Source organism: bacterium (assembly GCA_019912885.1).
GTDB lineage: Bacteria > Lernaellota > Lernaellaia > JACKCT01 > JACKCT01 > JAIOHV01.
Genome location: JAIOHV010000155.1, coordinates 1 through 18663, shown reverse-complemented (window position 1 = coordinate 18663; position 18663 = coordinate 1). Strand labels below are relative to the sequence as shown.

Sequence of the window (18663 nt, the reverse complement as noted above, 5' to 3'; positions counted from 1 at the left end):
GCGCCCGCGCCGCGGAAGCGCCCGCCAGCGTGATCACGCCTCGGGCGTCGATGCGCACGATCGGCGGATCGGCGATGTCGAGCAGCTCGCCGACGCGCGTCCGTTCCACATCGAGTTCGCGCGCGGCGCGCTCGACCGCGTCGCGCAGGCCGGCAAGTTCATCGTCGTCGCCGCCGACGCCGCAAAGCGACAGGAAGCGCTCGACGTCGATCGGGTCGGATACAAAGCCCTCGCCCGTGCGCGAGACGAGCACCGTGTGCGGGTCCGTGGTCACGACAATGACCGTGCAGGCTCGCCCCGGCTTGCGGAACGAAGGCAGAAGACGCACCGCGTTGCCGTCCGGCAGGTTGTAGCCCAGCACCACGAGATCCCACGCGCCTTGCTCGAAAAGCGCCATGCCGGCCTTGGCCGTCGGCGCGGAACGAACGAAATAACCTGACTTCGCGAGGCCCTGGCCCATCGGTTCGCGCACCTTGGACTCGTCCATGATGACAAGAGCGCGGCGCGTGGGTGCGACGTCGCCCGTCAAAAGGCGCGCGACCATGCCACGCAGGTCGTCCGCGGAATAGGGGAACGGTAAGAAAGCGTTGGCGCCGATTTCGCCGGCGATACGCTCGCCCTCGCCCGCGGTGAACGTCGCGGACATGACGATGATCGGCACCGATGCGTAGTCGGGATACGACGGCGAACGCAAAAGGCGGCACAGACGCCATCCGTCGATGACCGGCATGTAGAGATCGGTGACGATGATCGCGTACGGCGTGCCTTGCGTCGCGACTTCGATCGCCTCTTCGCCGTGGCGAACGCGCGTGACGGCGAGGCCCGTTTTTTCGAGCGTGGTGGCGACCATGGCGGATTGCACGGCGTCGTCGTTGACGACAAGGGCTCGACGCACGCGACCGCCGCCGCCCAAATTCATCGGGTGGCTCCGGGGCGCGCGCCGGGGCGCGTCGTGATTGAATGACGGCCTTGCGTGGCCTTGTCGGCCACACTTGCCGTGCGAAAACGTGGCACGTGTACCTGCATCGGGACGAAAATTCGTTACCTTCTTGCACAATTAAAGTAGAAAATCAACAAAGAATTGACAGGTATCCGAAAAATAGGCGCTTTTCTCGAATAGCTATTTGGCGGATTTTTGACGTGAAGCCCGGCCCCGCCGACCCGGCGGCCGTTGACGAGCAACCCTTTGGCAACCATAATGGCGCCATATTGGTTGCGAAAGGGATTCAAAATGGCATCTCTGACGATAAAAAATATTCCGGATGAGATTCTTGCCAAGCTGAGGAAAGCGGCGGAGACGGATCGCCGGAGCCTGACGCAGGAGGCGATTCACGTCATCGAGGTCGGTCTCGAAAAACGGAGCGAAAAGCGCTGGCCCGGCCTACCCAAGGACGAGCAGCTCAAGGTGTGGCGAGAAATCGCGGGAAAGTGGCAGTCGGACCTCAGCATCGAAGATGAGGTCAAGCGCATATATGACGCCCGGCGCAGCAAATCGAAAGCGCCCGAGTTTGATAGTTGAAGCTGCTTGATACCGATACCTGCGTCCATATTATTCGCGGCAACGAGCGCGTTTTGCGCCGGCGCGAAAGTGAAGGGAACACGGTCGCGACGACTTGGGTCAGCGCGTGCGAACTGTATTTTGGCGCTGAACTATCGAATGCGCCGAGCGAAGGCCGCGACGGCGTCGAACGCTTTCTGTTGTCCACGCTGATCCTTGAGTTCGACAACCGGTCGGTACGTCTGTTTGGCGAAATCAAGACGTACCTGCAACGCTCCGGGCGACTCATTGAGGACGCCGATCTCTTCATCGGCGCCATCGCCCTTGCCAACGACGCGACCCTTGTTACCGGCAACATCCGCCATTTCGAACGCATACCCGGCATCGCGATCGAGGACTGGATTCGCGGTTAATCCGTTTCGACGAGACGCGCGAGATTGTCGAGCGACATGTTCCAGCCCGTCTCGTTGTCCGCGGGCGAAAGACCTGGCGGCAGCCCGTCATGAATGGCGAGGATTTCCGTGCCGCCGTCCGTATCCGCAAGGGTGATCGTGACCGTCATCTCGCCTTGCATCGCGGGATTGTCCGTCTCGAACTCGACGACTTCGACGACTTTTTCGTTCGGCTCGAGTTCGACGAAACGGCCGTGGTAGGTGTCGGTGTGGGCGTTCGATTTCCCGACCGCGGCGGGATCGTCGTACGTCAGCGAGATGCGAAACTTTCCGCCAACGCGCGCGTCAAAGGCATAGATGCGTATCGTCATGCCTTCGGGAAACATCCACTTCGCGATGTCGTCCGCGTCGATGATGGCGCGGTAAACGCGCTCGCGCGGGGCTTTCACATGGCGGCGGATCGTCGTCGAACTCATGCCGGCATCATAGACGCATGGCCGCGCCGAATCATGCGGGGGCACGCACGCAACGGGCGAAAACCATCGGCCGTGATTGACATTGCCAGGGCGCTTCATTATTCAGGACGGGCGGACCGCCGGAAAGCGGGGCCGCGGCGCGTCGCCCGGCGGCGAGCCGGCATGGGGAGGAGTGCCCGAGTGGTTGATGGGGGCGGTCTTGAAAACCGCTAGGTGTAAAAGCCACGGGGGTTCGAATCCCTCCTCCTCCGCTTTCGACGATCGCCGTCCGGGAGAGATGACCGAGAGGCCGAAGGTGCTCGCCTGCTAAGCGAGTGTACGCTCAAAAGGTGTACCGAGGGTTCGAATCCCTCTCTCTCCGATCGCCGCGTCCGCCTCCGGGCGCGGCCGATTCGTTTGGGGCGCCACGCCCCGCGTCGATGGGTCGCACCCGCGCCGCGCGCCGCGCTATGATCCTCCCTCCTCTGAAGCGAGGTCTGCCCGTGCCCCTTTCGTCCTCAGTCCGTCGTCTTGCCGCCGTCGCATTCGCGGTCGCGGTCACCGTATTTTCCGCCGCCTGCGGCGAGAAACAGACACGCGAGCTTCCCCCGCCGCCCGAGCAGGTGCCGTTTGACGAAGGGCCCGGTCACCCGGACCTGGTGACGCTGCGCAGCCGCCTTCTGCCGGATGAGGAAGAGTCCGACGGCCGGATGGATGCGTCGCCCCGGCGCATGGGAACGCTTCACGGCGCAGCCCAGCCCGAGGCGCCCGCGGAGATGGCCGGCGCCATGCCGCCGGTGATGGCGATGCGCATGTCGAATCGCCCGGTCGACGAACCGGCGTACGTCGGCGAACGCTACCGGGCGATCCGCGTGCGCGTCACGGAAAAGGGCACGAACGCCATGAAGGAATTCGAAGTGCCGCTCGGCGGGTCCGCCGCGGTCGCGGGCACGGAGCTGACGATGCACGTCGTCAATTTCCTGCCCGCGCTGAAGGTGACCGACGACGGCGTCACGACGGCCGGACCCGATCCGCAAAACCCCGCCGCGAAGGTTCGCCTCGAAAAACCCGGCGCCGAGCCGCTCGTGGGCTGGATGTTCCAGAATATGCCGACGTTGATGCCCGTTGAAACCGAGTCGCATTTGTTCACGCTGCTCGGACCGGTGGAAAAATAAGAAGGCTGGAAGACTGGAAGGCTGAAAGGCAGGGACGTCATCGCGACGCCTTTCCCTTGAATACGAACCGCGACCCCGCTGCGAGCGGGGGAGCGGTTTGACAAGCGAGGCCACCATGGACATCGAAAAAATCCGCGCCGCGCAGGCGCCGCTGAAAGAAAAGTATCGGGCCGACCCCGGCGCCGCGCGCCAGACGCTTCGCGTCGAGGGGCGCGTCGGCGACAACGTGCCGAGTTGCGCCATGCAAACGCACTTCGGCGAAGTGGTCGCGGGGCAGCATCCGGCGACCGGCGGCGACGGCTCGCTTGCATGCTCGGCGAACATGTTGCTCGAGGCGCTCGTCGGTTGCGCGGGCACGACGCTTGGCGCGGTCGCCGCGGCGATGCGTATCGAGCTTGGCGACCCCAAGGTCACCGCCGAGGCGGACATCGACTGGGCCGGTACGCTTGGCGTCGACAAATCCGCGCCCGTCGGTCTGACGGCCGTGCGCATGAAATTTTCTTTCAGCGCCGACGCGCCCGACGAGAAGATCGCGAAGATGATCGATCTGACCGAGCGGTACTGCGTCGTGTATCAGACGCTAAAGGCGGGCGTTGACGTTGAGACCACGGTGGAAAACAGAAAATAGGAGATAGGAAAGAGGAGATAGGAAATAGAAAAGAAAAAGGCGAGGAATCGCAAGGAGCCCGGTGTGGTTCCGTGCAATCTGTTGATCCCGCTCGTTCAGAACTGCGTCAGCTCGCGGAAGAACTCGAACCGGTCGTCGATGTCCTTGCGCGTGAGACCGGCAAGGCGATCGACGGAAAACGCCTCGCACGCGAAGCTCGCGACCGTCGAACCGTAGATCGCGGCGTTACGGACCTCGCGGGGCGTCAGCTCGTCGCACGAGGCGAGATAGCCGAGGAATCCGCCGGCGAAGCTGTCGCCCGCGCCGGTCGGATCGAGGACCTCCTCGAGCGGATACGCGGGCGCGGCGAACATACCCGTCTCGTGCACGATGAGCGAGCCGTATTCGCCGCGCTTGACGGCGACCGTCTCCGGTCCCATCTCGCGGATATGACGCGCGGCGCGCATCACGTTGCGCGCGTTCGCCAAAAGGCGCGCTTCTTCCTCGTTCAGAAAAAGCATCCCCGCGCGGGCGAGCACGCGGGCGAGCGCGTCGCGCTTGCCGTTGATCCAGAAGTTCATCGTATCCATCGCGACAAGGCGCGGCGAGCGCACCTGGTCGAGCACGGCGGATTGCACGTCGGGATCGATGTTCGCCAAAAAAACAAACGGCGAATCCGCCTGCGCGCCGGTGAGCACCGGCCGAAAGTCGGCGAACACGCCAAGGCGCGTGTCGATCGTATGCGCGATGTTCATGTCCGTGCCGTATTCGCCGGTCCAGTGAAAGGTGTCGCCCGGCCGGCGCACGAGGCCCGCCACGTCGATGCCGCGCGACTCAAACAGCTCGATGTGCGCGGGTTCAAAGTCCTCGCCGATCGCGGCGACGATGGACACACGGGTGAAAAACGAGGCGGCGAGCGAAAAATAGCTCGCCGATCCGCCAAGCGCGCGCTCGGCGGCGCCGAGCGGCGTCTTGATCGAATCGTACGCAACCGAACCCACAACGACGATCGACAAAATTCCAACCTCCAGTAAACAGACCCGCTCCCTCACGGTCGCGGTTCGATCCGTCAGGGATCCGCTCCCTCACGGTCGCGGTGCGATCCGTCAGGGATCCGCTCCCTCACGGTCGCGGTTCGATCCGTCAGGGATCCGCTCCCTCACGGTCGCGGTTCGATCCGTCAGGGATCCGTTCCCTCACGGTCGCGGTTCGATCCGTCAGGGACCCGCTCCCTCACGGTCGCGGTTCGTTCTGTCAGCGAGCGGGCGGCGGTTGCCAGAGCTCGATGCGATGGCCTTCCGGATCGACGACCCATCCGAATTTTCCGAATTCCGACTCTTCGACGCGCTCGTCGACGGCCGCGCCCTTTTCGCGAAGCTGGCGCAACATGGCGTCGAGGTCGCGCACGCGAAGGTTCACCATGAAGGTCGCGTTTCCCGGCGAGAAATACTTCGTGTCGCCCGGAAAGATCGACCAAACCGTCTGTCCGGCGGGCATGCCCTCGGGCTCGTTGTTCCAATGAAATACGACGCACCCGTATTCGTCGACGGGCAAGCCCAGCATGTCGCGATACCACGCAAGCAGGCCGTCCTTGTCGTTCGCCTTGAAAAAAATTCCGCCGATGCCGGTCACCCGTTCCATGCCGTCCTCCGTTGACGCGCCCACTATAGCGCCGATCGCGGCAAGGAAAAGCGCCCGGCCTTTTGGCGCCCGCGCGTTGCCCGTATCATCCGCGGCATGAACGACGCCAAACACGAGGGCGAAACGGCCGCGCCCGGCAAGTGGGCGAAGCTTCGGCGCGACCCGATCGGCACGCTGGCGCGCGCCGCGCGGAAGATGATCATCGATCGCGTGCGTTACGGGCGCGGCGCGGACTACGACGCCGCGCGCTACTGGGGCGACCGGCTCGCGCGCCACGGGGTGCGTCTCACGGGCGTCGGCGACGAGGGTCTGTCGGAGGCCGACAACGCGCGCATGTACGAGGCCGCCGCGCGCGTGCTGCAAGGCGAGATCGCGCACGCCGCGCCGCCCGCGAATCCGCGCGTGCTCGAGATAGGATGCGGAAACGGATTTTTCACCGCGCTTCTCGCCGCCCTCGACCCGCGCGAGCAGGTGGCCGTCGATATCACCGACGCGCTGTTTGAAAGGCTCGCGGCGCGGCATCCGAACGTGCGTTTTCTGCGCGCGGATGTGACGGCGGATACGATCGACGGCGCGTTCGACATCGTGCTGTTTCTCGACGTCATCGAGCACATCGTGGACGACGAGCGATTCGCGCACGCGATGCAAACGGCGGCAAACGCCGTTGCGCCCGGCGGCGTGCTTTTCGTCTCGCCGGTCGATGACGCGTCGCGCCGGCCGCTGTTTTACGTGCGTCACCGGGTGCTTTCCGAGATCGCCGCGCACCTGCCGGGTTTCGAAACGACGCGCGCGGTGCCTTTCCGATATTCCCGCCTGCTTGTCGCGCGGCGGAAGGAGAACGCCTGACCATGCGAGCGAAGATTTTTCCGGTCCTTCTGATCGCTCTCACGCTCGCCGTAGCCGCGGGATGCGCGTGCGGCGATTCCGAATCCGACGATAACGACGGCGCAAACGACGATATCGGCGACGACGATGCCGATGACGATATTGCTGATGACGCGGACGACGATACCGGCGGTGACGATGACATCGGCGATGACGATACGGATGTTGATGACGATAACGATGACGATAACGACGACGACGCGGCCGACGACGATGCGGCCGACGACGACGACGAGCCGACGTATCTGTTGCTGGTCGGAGAGGACGACGCGGGATTTGCCACCTGGTTGCAAACCGATTCCGGATGGGCGCGGCAGGATTTTCCGGCGCCGGGGAAGCCCGCGCTCTATCATCGATTCGGCCCGACGTTCGTGCGCGACGGCGCGGCGGGCATCGCGTTCTGGAACGCGTACGGCGACGCGGTGACAAACGGCTACGATGCGCTCGACTGGTCGGCGGCGGGCGGTTGGGGGCCGGCGCCGTTCAGGTTCGACGCCGGCGGCTCGGCCGTCGTCGACGGCGCGAACGTCACGGACGCGGGACGCTGGTGGCTCATCACGCGCGAGTTAATTTTTCTCCAGACGACGTGGTCGCTTTATCGATACGCGGGCGCGCTTCCGGTGCGTGAGTTGGGGCACCTGACGGACCCGGTTTTCACCGCGATGGCGTTTCCCGACGACGCGAACGGATACGTTGCGGGGTACGAGCCGGGCGCCGGTTTTCTGTTCCGGTGGGAGGCGAATGCGTTCGCGCGGCTCGATTCGAGCGAGAGCCTGGACGACGGAAGCATCTCGTCATTCACGTGGACACAGACCAAGGCGGGCGCCCAGGGCGTCGGCGTGTTTTCGCATTTTTCCGGTGCGCGCGAGATCATCGAGCTGAACGACGCCGCCACGGGATCGCTGATCGCCGTGGAATTCGTCGAAACGCCGGCCGGTTGTGAAGGCAACGTGCCGACGCACATCGCGTCCGGCGGCGATGTCGCGATCGCCGTCGATCGCTCTGGGCCAGACAACCGCTTCCGGGAGCGGCGTGGCGGCGTCTGGACGTGCCGCGACATCGGCGGCGAGCAGTACGGGTCGCGCGTCGCACACGCGGTCGTGGGCAAAAGCGGCGAGGCGTTTGTCGCCGCGTGGACAGAACCCGCGCGCGATCCGCTCATCTTCGACGTGACCGGCGACGATCTCACGCCGATCGCGCCGCCGGACGATATGATGCATATCCACGGACTGCATGCCATCGGTCCCAACGCGCCGGCCGAGAGCTTTCTTGGCGCGCCGATCCAATGACGCGGCCGGCGCGCGTCTCCGTCGTTGTTCCGTTTCGCGACGCGGCGGCGACGCTGCCGGCGCTCGCGAAGGCGCTGGCGGAATCGAGCGGAGGCGCGGAACTCGTCGGCGTCGATGACGCATCGACCGACGGCGGCGCGGACATCCTGCGCGGTGCGGGATTTCGCATCGTCACGCACGAGATGCGCCGGGGACCGGCCGCGGCGCGCAACGCGGGCGCGCGCGAGGCGAAAGGCGAAGTTTTGCTGTTCCTGGACGCCGACGTGATCCCGCCGGCGGGGCTCATCGAGCACGTCGCGGCGCGCTTTGCCGCCGACGCGGCGCTCGTCGCGTTGTCCGGCGTGTACGACGATACGCCCGCCAATGCGGGGCTCGTGCCGCGCTACAAGGCGCTGCGCCACGCGACGTGGTTTCATGGGGTTAAACGTTTCGGATCGCTGGAGACCGCGTGCGGCGCGGTACGCCGCGACGCGTTTCTCGAGGCGGGCGGGTTTGACGAGCGGTATGCGGGCGCGGACGTCGAGGACTACGAGTTCGGTTATCGTCTGGCGGGCCGCGCGGGGATCGAAATCGATCCGGTCATGTGCGTGAGGCACCACTTCCCCGGATTGCGCCGCGAGTTGGCGAACATCGGAAGGCGCGCGTTTTTGTGGGCGCGGCTTGCGCGCCCGTCTTTTTTTGACACCGCTGCGACGACGCGCGTCGAGGCGCTGGGCGCGATGGCCTCCTTGGCGGCGGAGGCGACGCTTTTCGCTTGCCTGGCCGTGCTTCTGATCGGCGAGGTGGCGGGGGTGAACGTGTTTTTTGTTGCGCGTTCGGTCGCGTTTGCCGCGCTGGCGTTTTTTCTATTGTCGGCGGGATTGCGCGGCCGCTTCCTTTTTCGTTGCCTCGCGCGCGGCGGGCCGTTTTTCGCGATCGCGGCGTTTGCGATCGTCGTGTTGTCGGACCTCGTCGTCGTTCCGTGCGCCGTAGCGGGCACGATCGTGAAATTGGTGCGGGGAAGGTAAGGCGAGGAGGCGTTTCGACGGTACACCGAGCGCACCGGGAAGACACAGAGTGCACAGAGGAATTATTTTTTCCCTCGGTGGACTCTGTGTCTTCCCCGTGACCTCTGTGTACCGTCGAAATCGGGCACGGGCATGGGCACGGGTCGTTCGCGGTTAACGCGCGGCGCGTTTTCCGCTAACGTCGCGTCGGATTTCAAGGAGAATACATGGGCGCCGTCCTTCGCACCGTTTCGATGATCGCCACGCGCGCGCCGTTCGCGGCGCTCGCTATCGCCGTTTGCGCGCTGATGCTCGCCGCGCCGCTTTGCAGTAGCGGCGACGATGACGACGACATTGGCGGCGCGGCCGGCACGCCGCCGCCGGGAACCTGCGACGAAAACGCGGCGCCGGAGATTCTCGCGATCGGGTTTTTCGCGAACGGCGAGGCGCTTGGCGATGACGGCGTCGCCTACGCCGACGACGCGATCACCGTCGCCGCCACGTATTCCGATCCGGATTGCAACCTGGGCGGCGGGCGCGTCGTCGTTTCGACGGATGGCGGCGCGGACGTGGAGACGAAAATCGGCGACGCGGCGTGCGATGCGGCGGACCTCGCGGACTCGGCGGCCGTCGCGCCGCTGTTGGCAACCGAGGGAACGCACAGTGTGCAGGTGTCGCTTGCCGATTTGTGCGGAGCGAAAAGCGGCGCGCTATCGAGCCCGATCACGATCGAGGCCGCGCCCGCGGACGACGACGACGCGGGCGATGACGATACGGCCGCGGACGCCACGTTGCTTGCCGGCGAGATCCGCTACGCGGGCGAAAAAACCGGCGTCGATGTGGTGATTTTGCTCTATACGCAGTGGCTGCCGGGCGGCACGCTGCCGGTGTTCTCCGCGCTCGTGGCGATCCCGGAGACGGGATTTCCGTTCGGCTACGAGATCGACCTCGATGCGTTGCCCGCGGGCAATTATTACGTCACCGCCTATTTCGACGCCGAAGCGGGCGACGGAGCGTATAACCCGGCCGTCGATCCGACGCATAGCCCGTGGGCGCCGGTGACGGTCGTCGCGGGCGAAACGGCGACGTACAACATCACACTCGCGGACGCGAAGGCGCGATGATCAAGCTCATCAACGTACGCAAGGCGTTTCGCGGCCAGACGATCCTGGACGGAATCGACCTGCATTGCCGGCGCGGGGAAATCACCGTGCTGATCGGCCGTTCGGGTTCGGGCAAGTCGGTGACGCTCAAGCATATCATCGGCCTCATCCCTCCGGATTCCGGCCAGGTGATGATCGACGACGAGGATATTACCCGGCTCAACAGCGTCGAATTGAACAAGCTGCGGCGCAAATTCGGCATGTTGTTTCAGGACGGCGCGCTGTTCGACTCGATGACCGTCGCGGAGAATGTCGGCTTTCCGCTGAAGGAGTCGCGCAAATACACACGCAAGGAGATCGAGGACAAGGTGCGCGAATCGCTCGACGAGGTCGGGCTGCACGGCATCGAGCACAAACTGCCCTCGGAGCTGTCCGGCGGCATGCGCAAGCGCGTGGCGCTGGCGCGCGCCATCGTGCTGTCGCCGCTCATCATGCTTTACGACGAGCCGACGACGGGACTCGATCCGCTGATGACCGACTCGATCAACCGCCTCATTGTCAACACGCAGGAGCACCTGCAGCATACGGTGTTCATCATCAGCCACGACATCGATGCGTCGCTGCGCATCGCCGACCAGATCGCGGTGCTGCGCGACGGCAAGATCATCGCGGCCGGCCCCCCCGACGAGATCCGCGCGAGCAAGGATCCGTTCATCCAGGCGTTCATCTCCGGCGAGCACGGCGAGGAGTTCGACGAAGACGTTGGATAGTGTCGAGTGACGAGTGACGAGTGACGAGTGGAATCGCATTTTGTTCACGCGGAGGCGCGGTGGGCGCGTAAGCGCGAATATACCCAAGCAGGCGTCTCGCCTGCGCTCCCGGGCTTCGCCGGCGTCTCGCTAGCAGCCGCACCCGCCTGACAGTTCGCCGCTGCCGTCGTCATCGTCGCCTTCCTGCTCGTCCTCGTCTTCCGCGAAGTCATCGTCGAAATCGACGGGCGAATCGTCGGCCGTGTCGTCGTCGTCATCCAACTCTTCGTCCGGCTCGGTTGTCGTGGTCGTTGAGGTCGTGGACGGCACCGATGTGGTCGTCGTCGTTCCGGGAACCGTCGTTGTCGTGGTTGTGGCCGGTGTGGTCGTCGTGGTCGTGGCCGGTGTCGTCGTGGTCGTCGGCGGCGCGGTTGTCGTGGTCGTGCCGGGGTTTGTCGTCGTTGTCGTGGGCGACGTGGTGGTAGTCGGAGGTTTCGTGGTGGTCGTCGTCGGAGGCGTTGTCGTCGTGGTCGTCGTTTTGGTCGTTGTTGTCGTCGACGTGGTTGTGGTGGTCGTCGAAGGCGTCGTGGGAATGGGGCTCGACTGCACGAAGTTCGTATCGAAGATGTCGTTGTACGCACCCTGCACGAGGTAGGCGGTCAGGCCGATCGCGGCGCCGCCCGTGCGATAGACCTTGGATGGAACGAGCCCGAAATTCTGCCACGGGCCGCCGATGGAAAGGTGACGGATCCACGTGTTTTGCGTTATGGCCTCGGGGCTTCCCTCCACGCCGCTCGCGATGATGATCGTCTTGCCGCCCGTGTCCGCCTGGATGCACGCGCCGCCGAAATGCCGCGTGCCGAGCGTGACCGGGTCGTTCGTCCACGTGTCGCCCGCGATGTCGTAGATCCAGCTTGTCGATTGGCCGGTCGAGCCGTTGTGCCCGCCGATCACGTAGATCTTGCCGCTGTACGCGAACGCGCAGTGGAAGCCACGTGAGGCGGGCATGTTGCGAAGCGACGCCCACGAGTTGCCCGCGATGGAGTAGCGGCGAAGCTGGTTGCTCGCGATGAAGTCGCCGTCCAGCGAGCTGATGTAGCCGCCGCCGACGAGATAGATGTAGCCGCCGTCCGCGACAAGCTGCGTCGCCCAGGTGCGGCCGTTGGGGACGTTCGCGCGCGTGGTCCACGTGTTCGTGCTGATCTGGTAGCGGTAGAAGGTGTTCGTGTCCGGCGCCATGTCGCCGTCGATGCCGCCCGCGGTGACGTAAACATAGTCGCCGTTGATCGCCGCGCGCACCGTCCATTCCAGATCGTCCGGCGCGCTCTGGAGCGTGGCCCATGCGCCGCCGGTGGACGACTGCACCGTGCCACCCCAGGGGTCGCCGTTGTCGTAGTTCGCGTAGTTGAACCCCCCGAAGTTGTAGAGCGTCGTGCCGTTCGAGATGACCGCGTTGTCCAGGTACGAAAACGTCGTCGGCGTGATGTGCGCCCACGGGCCGTCGATGCCGCTTGAGACCGGCTCATCGAACGCGAATGGATCGAGCCATTGCTCGACGAGCCTTTCCGGATCGGGCACGCCGACGGTGATCGTCTGCGTGAAGCCGACAGCCGCGATCGAAAGCGAAAACGAAACGACAAACGCCGCGAGCGCGGCGCGCGAAACCTGGCGCGAAATCATTTTGTATCCCCGTGCTACCCGCCCCGAAAATTCAGACGAAAAAGGGCCACGGCTTTATACACGAATTTTGGAGGGGATTCACCGGCCATTCGTGCGGCGCGCGGCCCGTCAGCCAAGGCGAGCCAGATCCTTCGCTTCGCTCAGGATGACGACGCGGTGCGGGCCGCCGACGCGGTGCGCGATGACGACGCGGTGCGGGACGACGACGCGGTGCGCGATGGCGACGCGGTACCGGATGACGACGCGGAGCGACATGGCGACGCGGCAAGCGTGACCCGCCCAGCGAGGCGCGCCTTGTTCGTTTTTCGCGCTACGTCACCACCAGATTCACGAGCTTGCCCGGCACCACGATCTCCTTCACCAGCATCTTTCCCGCGAGGTGCTCGGCGACATTCGGCTCGGCCTTGGCGCGCGCGAGCACCTCGTCTTTCGGCAGATCGGCGGGCACGTCGATACGGCCGCGGAGCCTGCCGTTGACCTGCACGACGATGATGACCGTGTCTTCCTTGCAAAGCTCTTCGTCAAAATCCGGCCACGGCGCCGAGGATACGAAGCCCTCGCCGCCGGCGTGCGTCCACACCTCTTCGGCGACGTGCGGGCAGATCGGCGCGACCAGCCGCGCGAGCATAAGCGCCTCGCCCTTGTAGTTTTGGTCGCGCTTGTGGAAGTCGTTGACAAGCTCCATCAGCGCCGCGATCGCGGTGTTGTAGGACAGTTCGGCAAGGTCATTCGTCACCTTGCGGATCGTGCGGTGGATGACGCCAAGCCGTTCGCGATCATCCGTCATGCCTTCGTGCAATTCGCGCTCGAATGCAAAGCGCCAGACGCGCTCCACGAAGCGCCGCGCGCCGATGATGCCTTCGTCGCGCCAGTCTCCGCCTTGCGTGTACGGCCCGAGGAACATGAGGAACAGGCGGAACGTGTCGGCGCCGTAAGTGTCGAGGAACTCGTCGGGGTTCACGATGTTCCCCTTCGACTTCGACATCTTCGAGCCCTCGCGGATCAACATGCCGTGCGCCCGAAATTTCCTGAACGGCTCGCCTTTGAACGCCGGGTCAAATTCCACGTGCCCGGCGTCGTGCAGAGCCATCGTCACGAAGCGCGTGTACATCAGGTGCAGCACCGCGTGCTCGTTGCCGCCGATGTAGCAGTCGACCGGCAGCCACTTTTTCGTGCGCTCGCGGTCAAACGGCCGGTCGTCGAAATCGGTGGACGGATAGCGGAAGAAGTACCACGCGGAATCCAGGAAGTTGTCGCACACGTCCGTCTCGCGCCTCGCCTTACCGCCGCACTTGGGGCAGGTCGTGTTGACGAACTCCGGGTTGCGCGCAAGCGGCGAGAGGCCCGAGCCGTCCGGGCGAACGTTTTCCATCTCCGGCAGCAGGACGGGCAGATCGGTATCCGGCACGGGCACGACGCCGCATCCGTCGCAGTAGATCACCGGGATCGGCGGGCCCCAGTATCGCTGCCGGCTGATGCACCAGTCGCGCAGGCGGTACGTCACCGCGGCCTCGCCCGTGCCTTTCGATTCGAGCAAGGCGATGACCTTCGCGATGCCCTCGTCGCTCGGCGTGCCCGAAAGCTCGCCGCTGTTCACCATCAAACCTTCGCCGGTGTACGCCTCGGAAAGCGGGCCTTGCGGCACGCCGTCCGGGGCGATGACCTCGACGATCGGCAATCCGAATTCCTTTGCGAACGCGAAATCGCGCGTGTCGTGCGCGGGCACGGCCATGATGGCGCCGGTGCCGTACCCCGAGAGCACGTAGTCGGCGATCCAGATCGGCACGCGCGCGTCGTTCACCGGGTTGATCGCATACGCTCCGGTGAACACGCCTGTTTTTTCCTTTGACTCCTGCCGCTCGAATTTCGTCTTTTTGCGCGCGAGTTCGACGTATCGCCTAACGGCTTCGCGCTGATCGTCCGTCGTGATCGACGCGACGATCTCGTGCTCGGGCGCGAGCACCATGTACGTCGCGCCGAATAACGTGTCCGGGCGCGTCGTATAGACTTCGAGCGACGCATGACGCCCTTCGACCGCGAAGCGGATGTTCGCGCCCTCGGAGCGGCCGAGCCAGCGGCGCTGCGCGGTCTTGGTAGTGTCGGGCCAGTCGATCCAGGAGAGGTTTTCGAGAAGGCGCGGCGCGTAGTCCGTGATCTTGAAAAACCACTGGCGCATCTCGCGCGTCTCGACGACGGTGCCGCAGCGCTCGCACGCTCCGGACTCGGCCTGTTCGTCGGCGAGCACGGTCGCGCACGAGGGGCACCAGTTCACGCCGGCGGTGCGTTGATACGCCAAGCCCGCGTCGTACAGGCGCAGGAAGATCCACTGCGTCCATTTGTAGTAGCCCGGGTCGGTCGTATCGACCGCGTGCTCCCAGTCGAAGATGGCGCCCAGGCGCTTCAACTGGTTGTCGCGAAAGTTCGCGATGTTCTTCGGGATGAGACGCGCCGGGTGCGTGCCGATTTTGATCGCGTAGTTTTCGGAGTGAATGCCGAAGGCGTCAAAGCCCATCGGCTCAAACACGTCGAAGCCCTGCATTTTCTTGAAGCGGCCGTGGATGTCCGATCCGATAAACGCGTAGCAGTTGCCGACGTGCAGCCCCTCCGCGCTGGGGTAGGGGAACATCATCAGGTTGTAGTAGGGCCGCGGGGCGCGGTCGAGATCCGGCGAAAACAGGCGCGCCCGGGTCCATTCCCGCTGCCATTTTGCTTCGATTTCCAGGTGGTCGTAGCTCATGCGCGCGATCTTAGGAGAAAGACGGAAAGGCTGGAAGTCCGGAAGGCCGAAAGGTCATCGCATTCAGCGGTACGCAGAGAGCGCGGAGAAGCCACGGAGGGCACGGAGGGAAAACCATCGGAACCGCGACCGTCAGGGAGCGGGCATGGGCGCGCTACCGCAGTTCCACCACCGCCTTCTTTCCGAGCGCGTGCGCGACGCGATCGAGCATCTCGATCGTGATGTTCGCGCGCCCCGGCTTTTCCATGCGCTGGTAGGATTGGTACGTCACGCCAAGCGCGCGCGCCATTCTGGACTGCGTGAAACCGGCCTCCTTCCGCCATTTGCGGAGCAGGAACGCCATGCGGATCGCGGGGCGAAGCGGAACGAAAACCGCCCGTTTTCCCGCGCCGACGCGCGGGCGGCGCGTGGTCTCCGGCACTTCGTAGCCTTTCTCAAATTCGTATTCGAGCGTTACGTTTAACGCATCTTCCGCCATTTCAATCGCGTGTTTTTCACCCGTGCCATAGGTGATGATATTCGGGTGTTCCCGAAACGAAACGTAGACGTCGTTGTCGTCCGGGTCGTCTTCCAAAATCGCCCAATATCCTTCGAAAGCCATTTCAATGATCCTTCCCGTTTTTGCCATTGCTTGGCAGCAAATTGTCCTTCGCCTGTTTGAGAATGTTCGCGGCCATGCGCTCCTTCACTTCCTTGCCGTGAAACGATATGGGAATTGGACGGGTGGAGTTCGGATGGTCGTATATTTCGTGCGAACCCTTCGTTCGCGCGTAATACCACCCCATCTTCTTCAAACGCCGAATCAGCTCCGCGCGTTTCACGAATTCACCATACAGCATTTATACTGCAACACCAACCTCCTGCCAAATACGCGTGGGCGCGATGAAGCGCGCCCCTACGCGATCACCCCCAGCTCCCGCCCGACCTTCGCAAAAATCGCGATGGCCCGGTCGAGGTCCTCGCGCGTGTGGGCGGCGGTGTTCATGACGCGGATGCGCGCCAAGCCCGGCGGTACGGTGGGAAATCCGATCGCCATCGCGAACAGGCCTTCCTCGAAGAGGCGCGCCGAAAATCTCTGCGCGAGTTTTGCGTCGCCGAGCATGATCGGAACGATGGGCGTGGCCGTCTTGCCGAGGTCGAATCCGAGCGCGCGCAGACCGTCTTTCAGATCATCCGCGTTCGCCCACAAACGATCCACGAGATCGCTCGACTCCGCGAGGATATCGACCGCCGCGGAGCACGCCGCCGTATCCGCGGGCGTCGTCGCGGACGAGAATAAAAACGGCCGCGCCTTCTGCCGCAGAAAATCGACGATACGCTTGCTGCCCGCCACGACGCCGCCGACGACGCCGAACGCCTTGGAGAGCGTGCCGACCTCCACGTCGATTTTTCCGGCAAGCCCGAAGTGATGCACGATGCCGCGCCCGCCGCCGAGCACGCCCTCGCCGTGCGCGTCGTCCACCATCGTCACGCAGCCGTGGCGCTCGGCCACCTCGTAATATTCGGGCAGCGGCGCGATATCGCCGTCCATCGAAAACACGCCATCGGAAATCAACATCGTGCGGCGAAAGTTCGCGGCGTGCTCTTTGGCCTTGCGATCGAAATCCGCGGGATCGGCGTGGTCGAAAACGATGACCTTCGCGCGCGAGAGGCGCGCGCCGTCGATGATCGAAGCGTGGTTCAGCGCGTCGGAGAAAATGGCGTCTTCCTTGCCCACGAGCGCCGGGATGACGGCCTGGTTCGCGCAGAATCCGGATTGCACGAATAACGCGTCCTCCACGCCCTTGAACGCGGCGAGCTTGCGCTCGAGTTCGACGTGCAGCGTCTGCGTCCCGGCGATGGAACGCACGGCCGCGGGGCCGACGCCGAATCGGTCGATTCCGTCCTTCGCGGCGCGCTTGAGCCGCGCGTCGTTGGCGAGACCGAGATAGTTGTTCGTGCAGAAGTTCAGCACGCGCCGGCCGTCGACGACCATCCATCCGTCGGGCGCGGATTCCATCGTGCGCAGGCGGATGAGAAGGCCTTCGTCCGCAAGGCGCTTCGTCTCTTCATCGATGAACCGGAATTTGTCGGGCATCGCGCCGTCCCCCCGTCGTCTGAAAGTCTGAAAGACTGGAAGTCTGAAAGGTCATCGCAAATCGCCGTTTTTTTACCGCAAAGGCGCAAAGGGCGCGACGACTTTCTTCGTCAATTCCTTAGCGCTCTTCGCGTCTTTGCGGTGAAAAATTACCGCCCGCGCAGGCGCTCCAACTCCGCCGCGAGCGCGCCGGCGCCCGGGGCGCGCACGGTGCGATTTCCGCCGGAGGACGCCGCCGTGAAAAGCGCCGCCTCGACCTGCGAGAGCAGCTCGGCGCGGTCGCGGTAGTGGTTGGCCGTCGGGTGAAAAAATCCGCAGCCGAACGAAAGCGATATCGGAAAATCGCGCCCCGCGATCTTGACGATGTTGCCGTCCATCGACTTGCGAATGCGCTCGCAAAATTCGTTCGCGCCGCCCAGGTCGTTTTCGGGCTGGATGATGTAGAGCTCGCTTGGCGACAGGTGGCCCATCTGGTCGAACACGCGCTTTTTCGCCGCCATCGCGCGCGCGACGACGGTGACGACCTTCGAGCGCGCGTCCTCGCCGGCGAGCTGATCGAGCGCCTGCGCGCGGTCGACGCCCGCCATCACGACCGCGAACGGCCGGCCCGTGCGGATCGAACGCGCGATCTCCGCGTCGACGACGCGGTCGAGCATCGCGCGCGTGTAGAGGCCGGTCGATGACGTGAACAATTGCTCGCGGCGCACCCGGGCCACCAGCGCGTCGAGATACGCGATGCGCCCGCGAAGCTCCTCGGACTCGCCCGCGTTCGCCTCGCCGGCGCCGGGGCTTGCGGCGGAAGTGCGCTCGGCGAAAAAAATCGCGCCATCGTCCGTGCGCGCGACGACGGCCATCAGGCGGATCGTTTCCTTGTGCGCGCGGAACGCCGTGACCTGGCGATCGAGCGCGCGCGCCGTTTTCACGCGGCCGGCGATATCCGCGGGCAGATCGGGAAGAAACTCGAAAAGTCCGCGCCCGGCGAGCGCATCCGGCGCCACGCCGGCGGCTTCCGCGAACCCGCGCGACGCCTCGACGACGCGCAACTGCTCGTCGAGCCGCGCCGCGATCAGACGCGACACGCCGAAGATGAGTTCCCACGCGAGGTCCAGGTGGTTTGGCACACGCGCACTTTACAACAAACCGAGCCGCGCGCATCGCTACCGCGCGCAACAGTGCCGCGACACCGCGCCAAGTTGGGGAATGGACGGTGACTCACCGGCACCGGGCCGTGCCCCCGCCAATCTTCATTCCGCGATCTTCATTCTTCAATCGTAACCGGCGACAATGCCCCGATGCCGCCATACGAAACCCTCGCCTGCATCGGACTTGGCGCGAGCCTTGGCGATCGCGCGGCCGCGCTTGCCGGCGCGCTCGCCGCGCTGCGGGCGG

Annotated in this window: 20 protein-coding genes and 2 tRNA genes; 11 read left to right on the top strand and 11 right to left on the bottom strand. The window is 64.7% G+C overall.

Translation table 11 applies throughout. The annotated features are described in order from the left end of the window. Window positions 1-919 (bottom strand): response regulator (locus K8I61_13690; GenBank protein MBZ0273085.1); only part of this gene is annotated, 919 nt, incomplete at its 3' end. Window positions 920-1231: 312 nt separating this feature from the next. Between K8I61_13690 and K8I61_13685 the strand changes: the two genes are divergently transcribed. Beyond that, entirely contained in the window at window positions 1232-1519 is a 288-nt protein-coding gene (locus K8I61_13685; protein MBZ0273084.1) for a hypothetical protein, read from the top strand. Then, a complete protein-coding gene (locus tag K8I61_13680) occupies window positions 1516-1911 on the top strand; it encodes a type II toxin-antitoxin system VapC family toxin (protein ID MBZ0273083.1) in 396 nt (131 codons plus the stop codon). Before K8I61_13685 ends, K8I61_13680 begins: the two co-directional genes overlap by 4 nt. Here the strand turns inward: K8I61_13680 and K8I61_13675 are convergent. Beyond that, window positions 1908-2366 carry an SRPBCC family protein gene (locus K8I61_13675; GenBank protein ID MBZ0273082.1) on the bottom strand — a complete coding sequence of 153 codons (459 nt, stop codon included), beginning with the start codon at window positions 2364-2366 and terminating at the stop codon, window positions 1908-1910. The genes K8I61_13680 and K8I61_13675 overlap by 4 nt on opposite strands. 166 nt (window positions 2367-2532) lie before the next feature. On the opposite strand from K8I61_13675, the gene K8I61_13670 reads away from it, so the two are divergent. The 4 genes from K8I61_13670 (at window position 2533) to K8I61_13655 (ending at window position 4148) form a co-directional block, all read left to right on the top strand. Then, a tRNA-Ser gene (locus K8I61_13670) sits at window positions 2533-2617 on the top strand. A 20-nt stretch (window positions 2618-2637) separates the two neighbouring features. Then, window positions 2638-2727: transfer RNA gene (locus tag K8I61_13665), tRNA-Ser, on the top strand. A gap of 121 nt (window positions 2728-2848) precedes the next feature. Further along, complete coding sequence (locus K8I61_13660) at window positions 2849-3520, top strand: hypothetical protein (GenBank protein ID MBZ0273081.1); 672 nt, start codon at window positions 2849-2851, stop codon at window positions 3518-3520. Window positions 3521-3635: 115 nt separating this feature from the next. After that, a complete protein-coding gene (locus K8I61_13655; protein ID MBZ0273080.1) occupies window positions 3636-4148 on the top strand; it encodes an OsmC family protein in 513 nt (170 codons plus the stop codon). A gap of 95 nt (window positions 4149-4243) precedes the next feature. On the opposite strand, the gene K8I61_13650 is transcribed toward K8I61_13655, so the two are convergent. Together K8I61_13650 and K8I61_13645 are read right to left on the bottom strand one after the other, a co-directional pair. Continuing rightward, window positions 4244-5143, bottom strand: a complete 900-nt coding sequence (locus K8I61_13650; protein ID MBZ0273079.1) for a sugar kinase — start codon at window positions 5141-5143, stop codon at window positions 4244-4246. 238 nt (window positions 5144-5381) lie between these two features. Next, the gene (locus K8I61_13645) at window positions 5382-5768 is read right to left on the bottom strand and encodes a VOC family protein (GenBank protein ID MBZ0273078.1); all 387 of its coding nucleotides are present in this window, start codon (window positions 5766-5768) and stop codon (window positions 5382-5384) included. Window positions 5769-5864: 96 nt separating this feature from the next. Here K8I61_13645 and K8I61_13640 point away from each other — a divergent pair, with 96 nt between their 5' ends. The 5 genes from K8I61_13640 to K8I61_13620 all read left to right on the top strand — a co-directional run bounded on the left by K8I61_13640 (window position 5865) and on the right by K8I61_13620 (window position 10801). Continuing rightward, the gene (locus tag K8I61_13640) at window positions 5865-6614 is read left to right on the top strand and encodes a class I SAM-dependent methyltransferase (protein MBZ0273077.1); all 750 of its coding nucleotides are present in this window, start codon (window positions 5865-5867) and stop codon (window positions 6612-6614) included. 2 nt (window positions 6615-6616) lie between these two features. Continuing rightward, on the top strand, window positions 6617-7942 hold the full coding sequence (locus K8I61_13635) for a hypothetical protein (GenBank protein ID MBZ0273076.1): 1326 nt from the start codon (window positions 6617-6619) through the stop codon (window positions 7940-7942). After that, window positions 7939-8949: a glycosyltransferase gene (locus K8I61_13630; GenBank protein MBZ0273075.1), complete on the top strand. Its 1011-nt coding sequence runs from the start codon at window positions 7939-7941 to the stop codon at window positions 8947-8949. Before K8I61_13635 ends, K8I61_13630 begins: the two co-directional genes overlap by 4 nt. Window positions 8950-9155: 206 nt before the next feature. Continuing rightward, window positions 9156-10052, top strand: a complete 897-nt coding sequence (locus K8I61_13625; protein ID MBZ0273074.1) for a hypothetical protein — start codon at window positions 9156-9158, stop codon at window positions 10050-10052. Beyond that, window positions 10049-10801: an ABC transporter ATP-binding protein gene (locus tag K8I61_13620; GenBank protein MBZ0273073.1), complete on the top strand. Its 753-nt coding sequence runs from the start codon at window positions 10049-10051 to the stop codon at window positions 10799-10801. The genes K8I61_13625 and K8I61_13620 overlap by 4 nt, the downstream gene beginning before the upstream one ends. A gap of 129 nt (window positions 10802-10930) precedes the next feature. Here K8I61_13620 and K8I61_13615 read toward each other — a convergent pair whose 3' ends face one another. The 7 genes from K8I61_13615 to K8I61_13585 all read right to left on the bottom strand — a co-directional run bounded on the left by K8I61_13615 (window position 10931) and on the right by K8I61_13585 (window position 18395). Beyond that, window positions 10931-12460 (bottom strand): hypothetical protein, encoded by a 1530-nt coding sequence (locus K8I61_13615; protein MBZ0273072.1) that lies wholly within the window; start codon window positions 12458-12460, stop codon window positions 10931-10933. Window positions 12461-12568: 108 nt separating this feature from the next. Next, the gene (locus K8I61_13610; GenBank protein ID MBZ0273071.1) at window positions 12569-12715 is read right to left on the bottom strand and encodes a hypothetical protein; all 147 of its coding nucleotides are present in this window, start codon (window positions 12713-12715) and stop codon (window positions 12569-12571) included. Window positions 12716-12770: 55 nt separating this feature from the next. Beyond that, window positions 12771-15197 carry a leucine--tRNA ligase gene (gene leuS, locus K8I61_13605; GenBank protein ID MBZ0273070.1) on the bottom strand — a complete coding sequence of 809 codons (2427 nt, stop codon included), beginning with the start codon at window positions 15195-15197 and terminating at the stop codon, window positions 12771-12773. A gap of 154 nt (window positions 15198-15351) precedes the next feature. Beyond that, entirely contained in the window at window positions 15352-15798 is a 447-nt protein-coding gene (locus tag K8I61_13600) for a helix-turn-helix domain-containing protein (protein MBZ0273069.1), read from the bottom strand. A gap of 1 nt (window position 15799) precedes the next feature. Next, a complete protein-coding gene (locus K8I61_13595) occupies window positions 15800-16018 on the bottom strand; it encodes a type II toxin-antitoxin system HicA family toxin (protein MBZ0273068.1) in 219 nt (72 codons plus the stop codon). A 74-nt stretch (window positions 16019-16092) separates the two neighbouring features. After that, window positions 16093-17274, bottom strand: coding sequence for a glycine C-acetyltransferase (locus K8I61_13590; protein MBZ0273067.1), 1182 nt, complete (start codon window positions 17272-17274; stop codon window positions 16093-16095). 149 nt (window positions 17275-17423) lie between these two features. Further along, complete coding sequence (locus K8I61_13585) at window positions 17424-18395, bottom strand: diguanylate cyclase (protein ID MBZ0273066.1); 972 nt, start codon at window positions 18393-18395, stop codon at window positions 17424-17426. Window positions 18396-18663 lie beyond the last annotated feature (268 nt).

Excerpts from the sequence above, each read along its gene's own strand:
- K8I61_13625 (MBZ0273074.1), top strand. The coding sequence starts at position 9,156 with ATGGGCGCCGTCCTTCGCACCGTTTCGATGATCGCCACGCGCGCGCCG.
- K8I61_13675 (MBZ0273082.1), bottom strand. The coding sequence starts at position 2,366 with ATGAGTTCGACGACGATCCGCCGCCATGTGAAAGCCCCGCGCGAGCGC.
- K8I61_13640 (MBZ0273077.1), top strand. The coding sequence starts at position 5,865 with ATGAACGACGCCAAACACGAGGGCGAAACGGCCGCGCCCGGCAAGTGG.
- K8I61_13620 (MBZ0273073.1), top strand. The coding sequence starts at position 10,049 with ATGATCAAGCTCATCAACGTACGCAAGGCGTTTCGCGGCCAGACGATC.
- K8I61_13685 (MBZ0273084.1), top strand. The coding sequence starts at position 1,232 with ATGGCATCTCTGACGATAAAAAATATTCCGGATGAGATTCTTGCCAAG.
- K8I61_13630 (MBZ0273075.1), top strand. The coding sequence starts at position 7,939 with ATGACGCGGCCGGCGCGCGTCTCCGTCGTTGTTCCGTTTCGCGACGCG.
- K8I61_13590 (MBZ0273067.1), bottom strand. The coding sequence starts at position 17,274 with ATGCCCGACAAATTCCGGTTCATCGATGAAGAGACGAAGCGCCTTGCG.
- K8I61_13600 (MBZ0273069.1), bottom strand. The coding sequence starts at position 15,798 with ATGGCTTTCGAAGGATATTGGGCGATTTTGGAAGACGACCCGGACGAC.
- K8I61_13645 (MBZ0273078.1), bottom strand. The coding sequence starts at position 5,768 with ATGGAACGGGTGACCGGCATCGGCGGAATTTTTTTCAAGGCGAACGAC.
- K8I61_13615 (MBZ0273072.1), bottom strand. The coding sequence starts at position 12,460 with ATGATTTCGCGCCAGGTTTCGCGCGCCGCGCTCGCGGCGTTTGTCGTT.
- K8I61_13655 (MBZ0273080.1), top strand. The coding sequence starts at position 3,636 with ATGGACATCGAAAAAATCCGCGCCGCGCAGGCGCCGCTGAAAGAAAAG.
- leuS (MBZ0273070.1), bottom strand. The coding sequence starts at position 15,197 with ATGAGCTACGACCACCTGGAAATCGAAGCAAAATGGCAGCGGGAATGG.
- K8I61_13635 (MBZ0273076.1), top strand. The coding sequence starts at position 6,617 with ATGCGAGCGAAGATTTTTCCGGTCCTTCTGATCGCTCTCACGCTCGCC.
- K8I61_13610 (MBZ0273071.1), bottom strand. The coding sequence starts at position 12,715 with ATGTCGCTCCGCGTCGTCATCCGGTACCGCGTCGCCATCGCGCACCGC.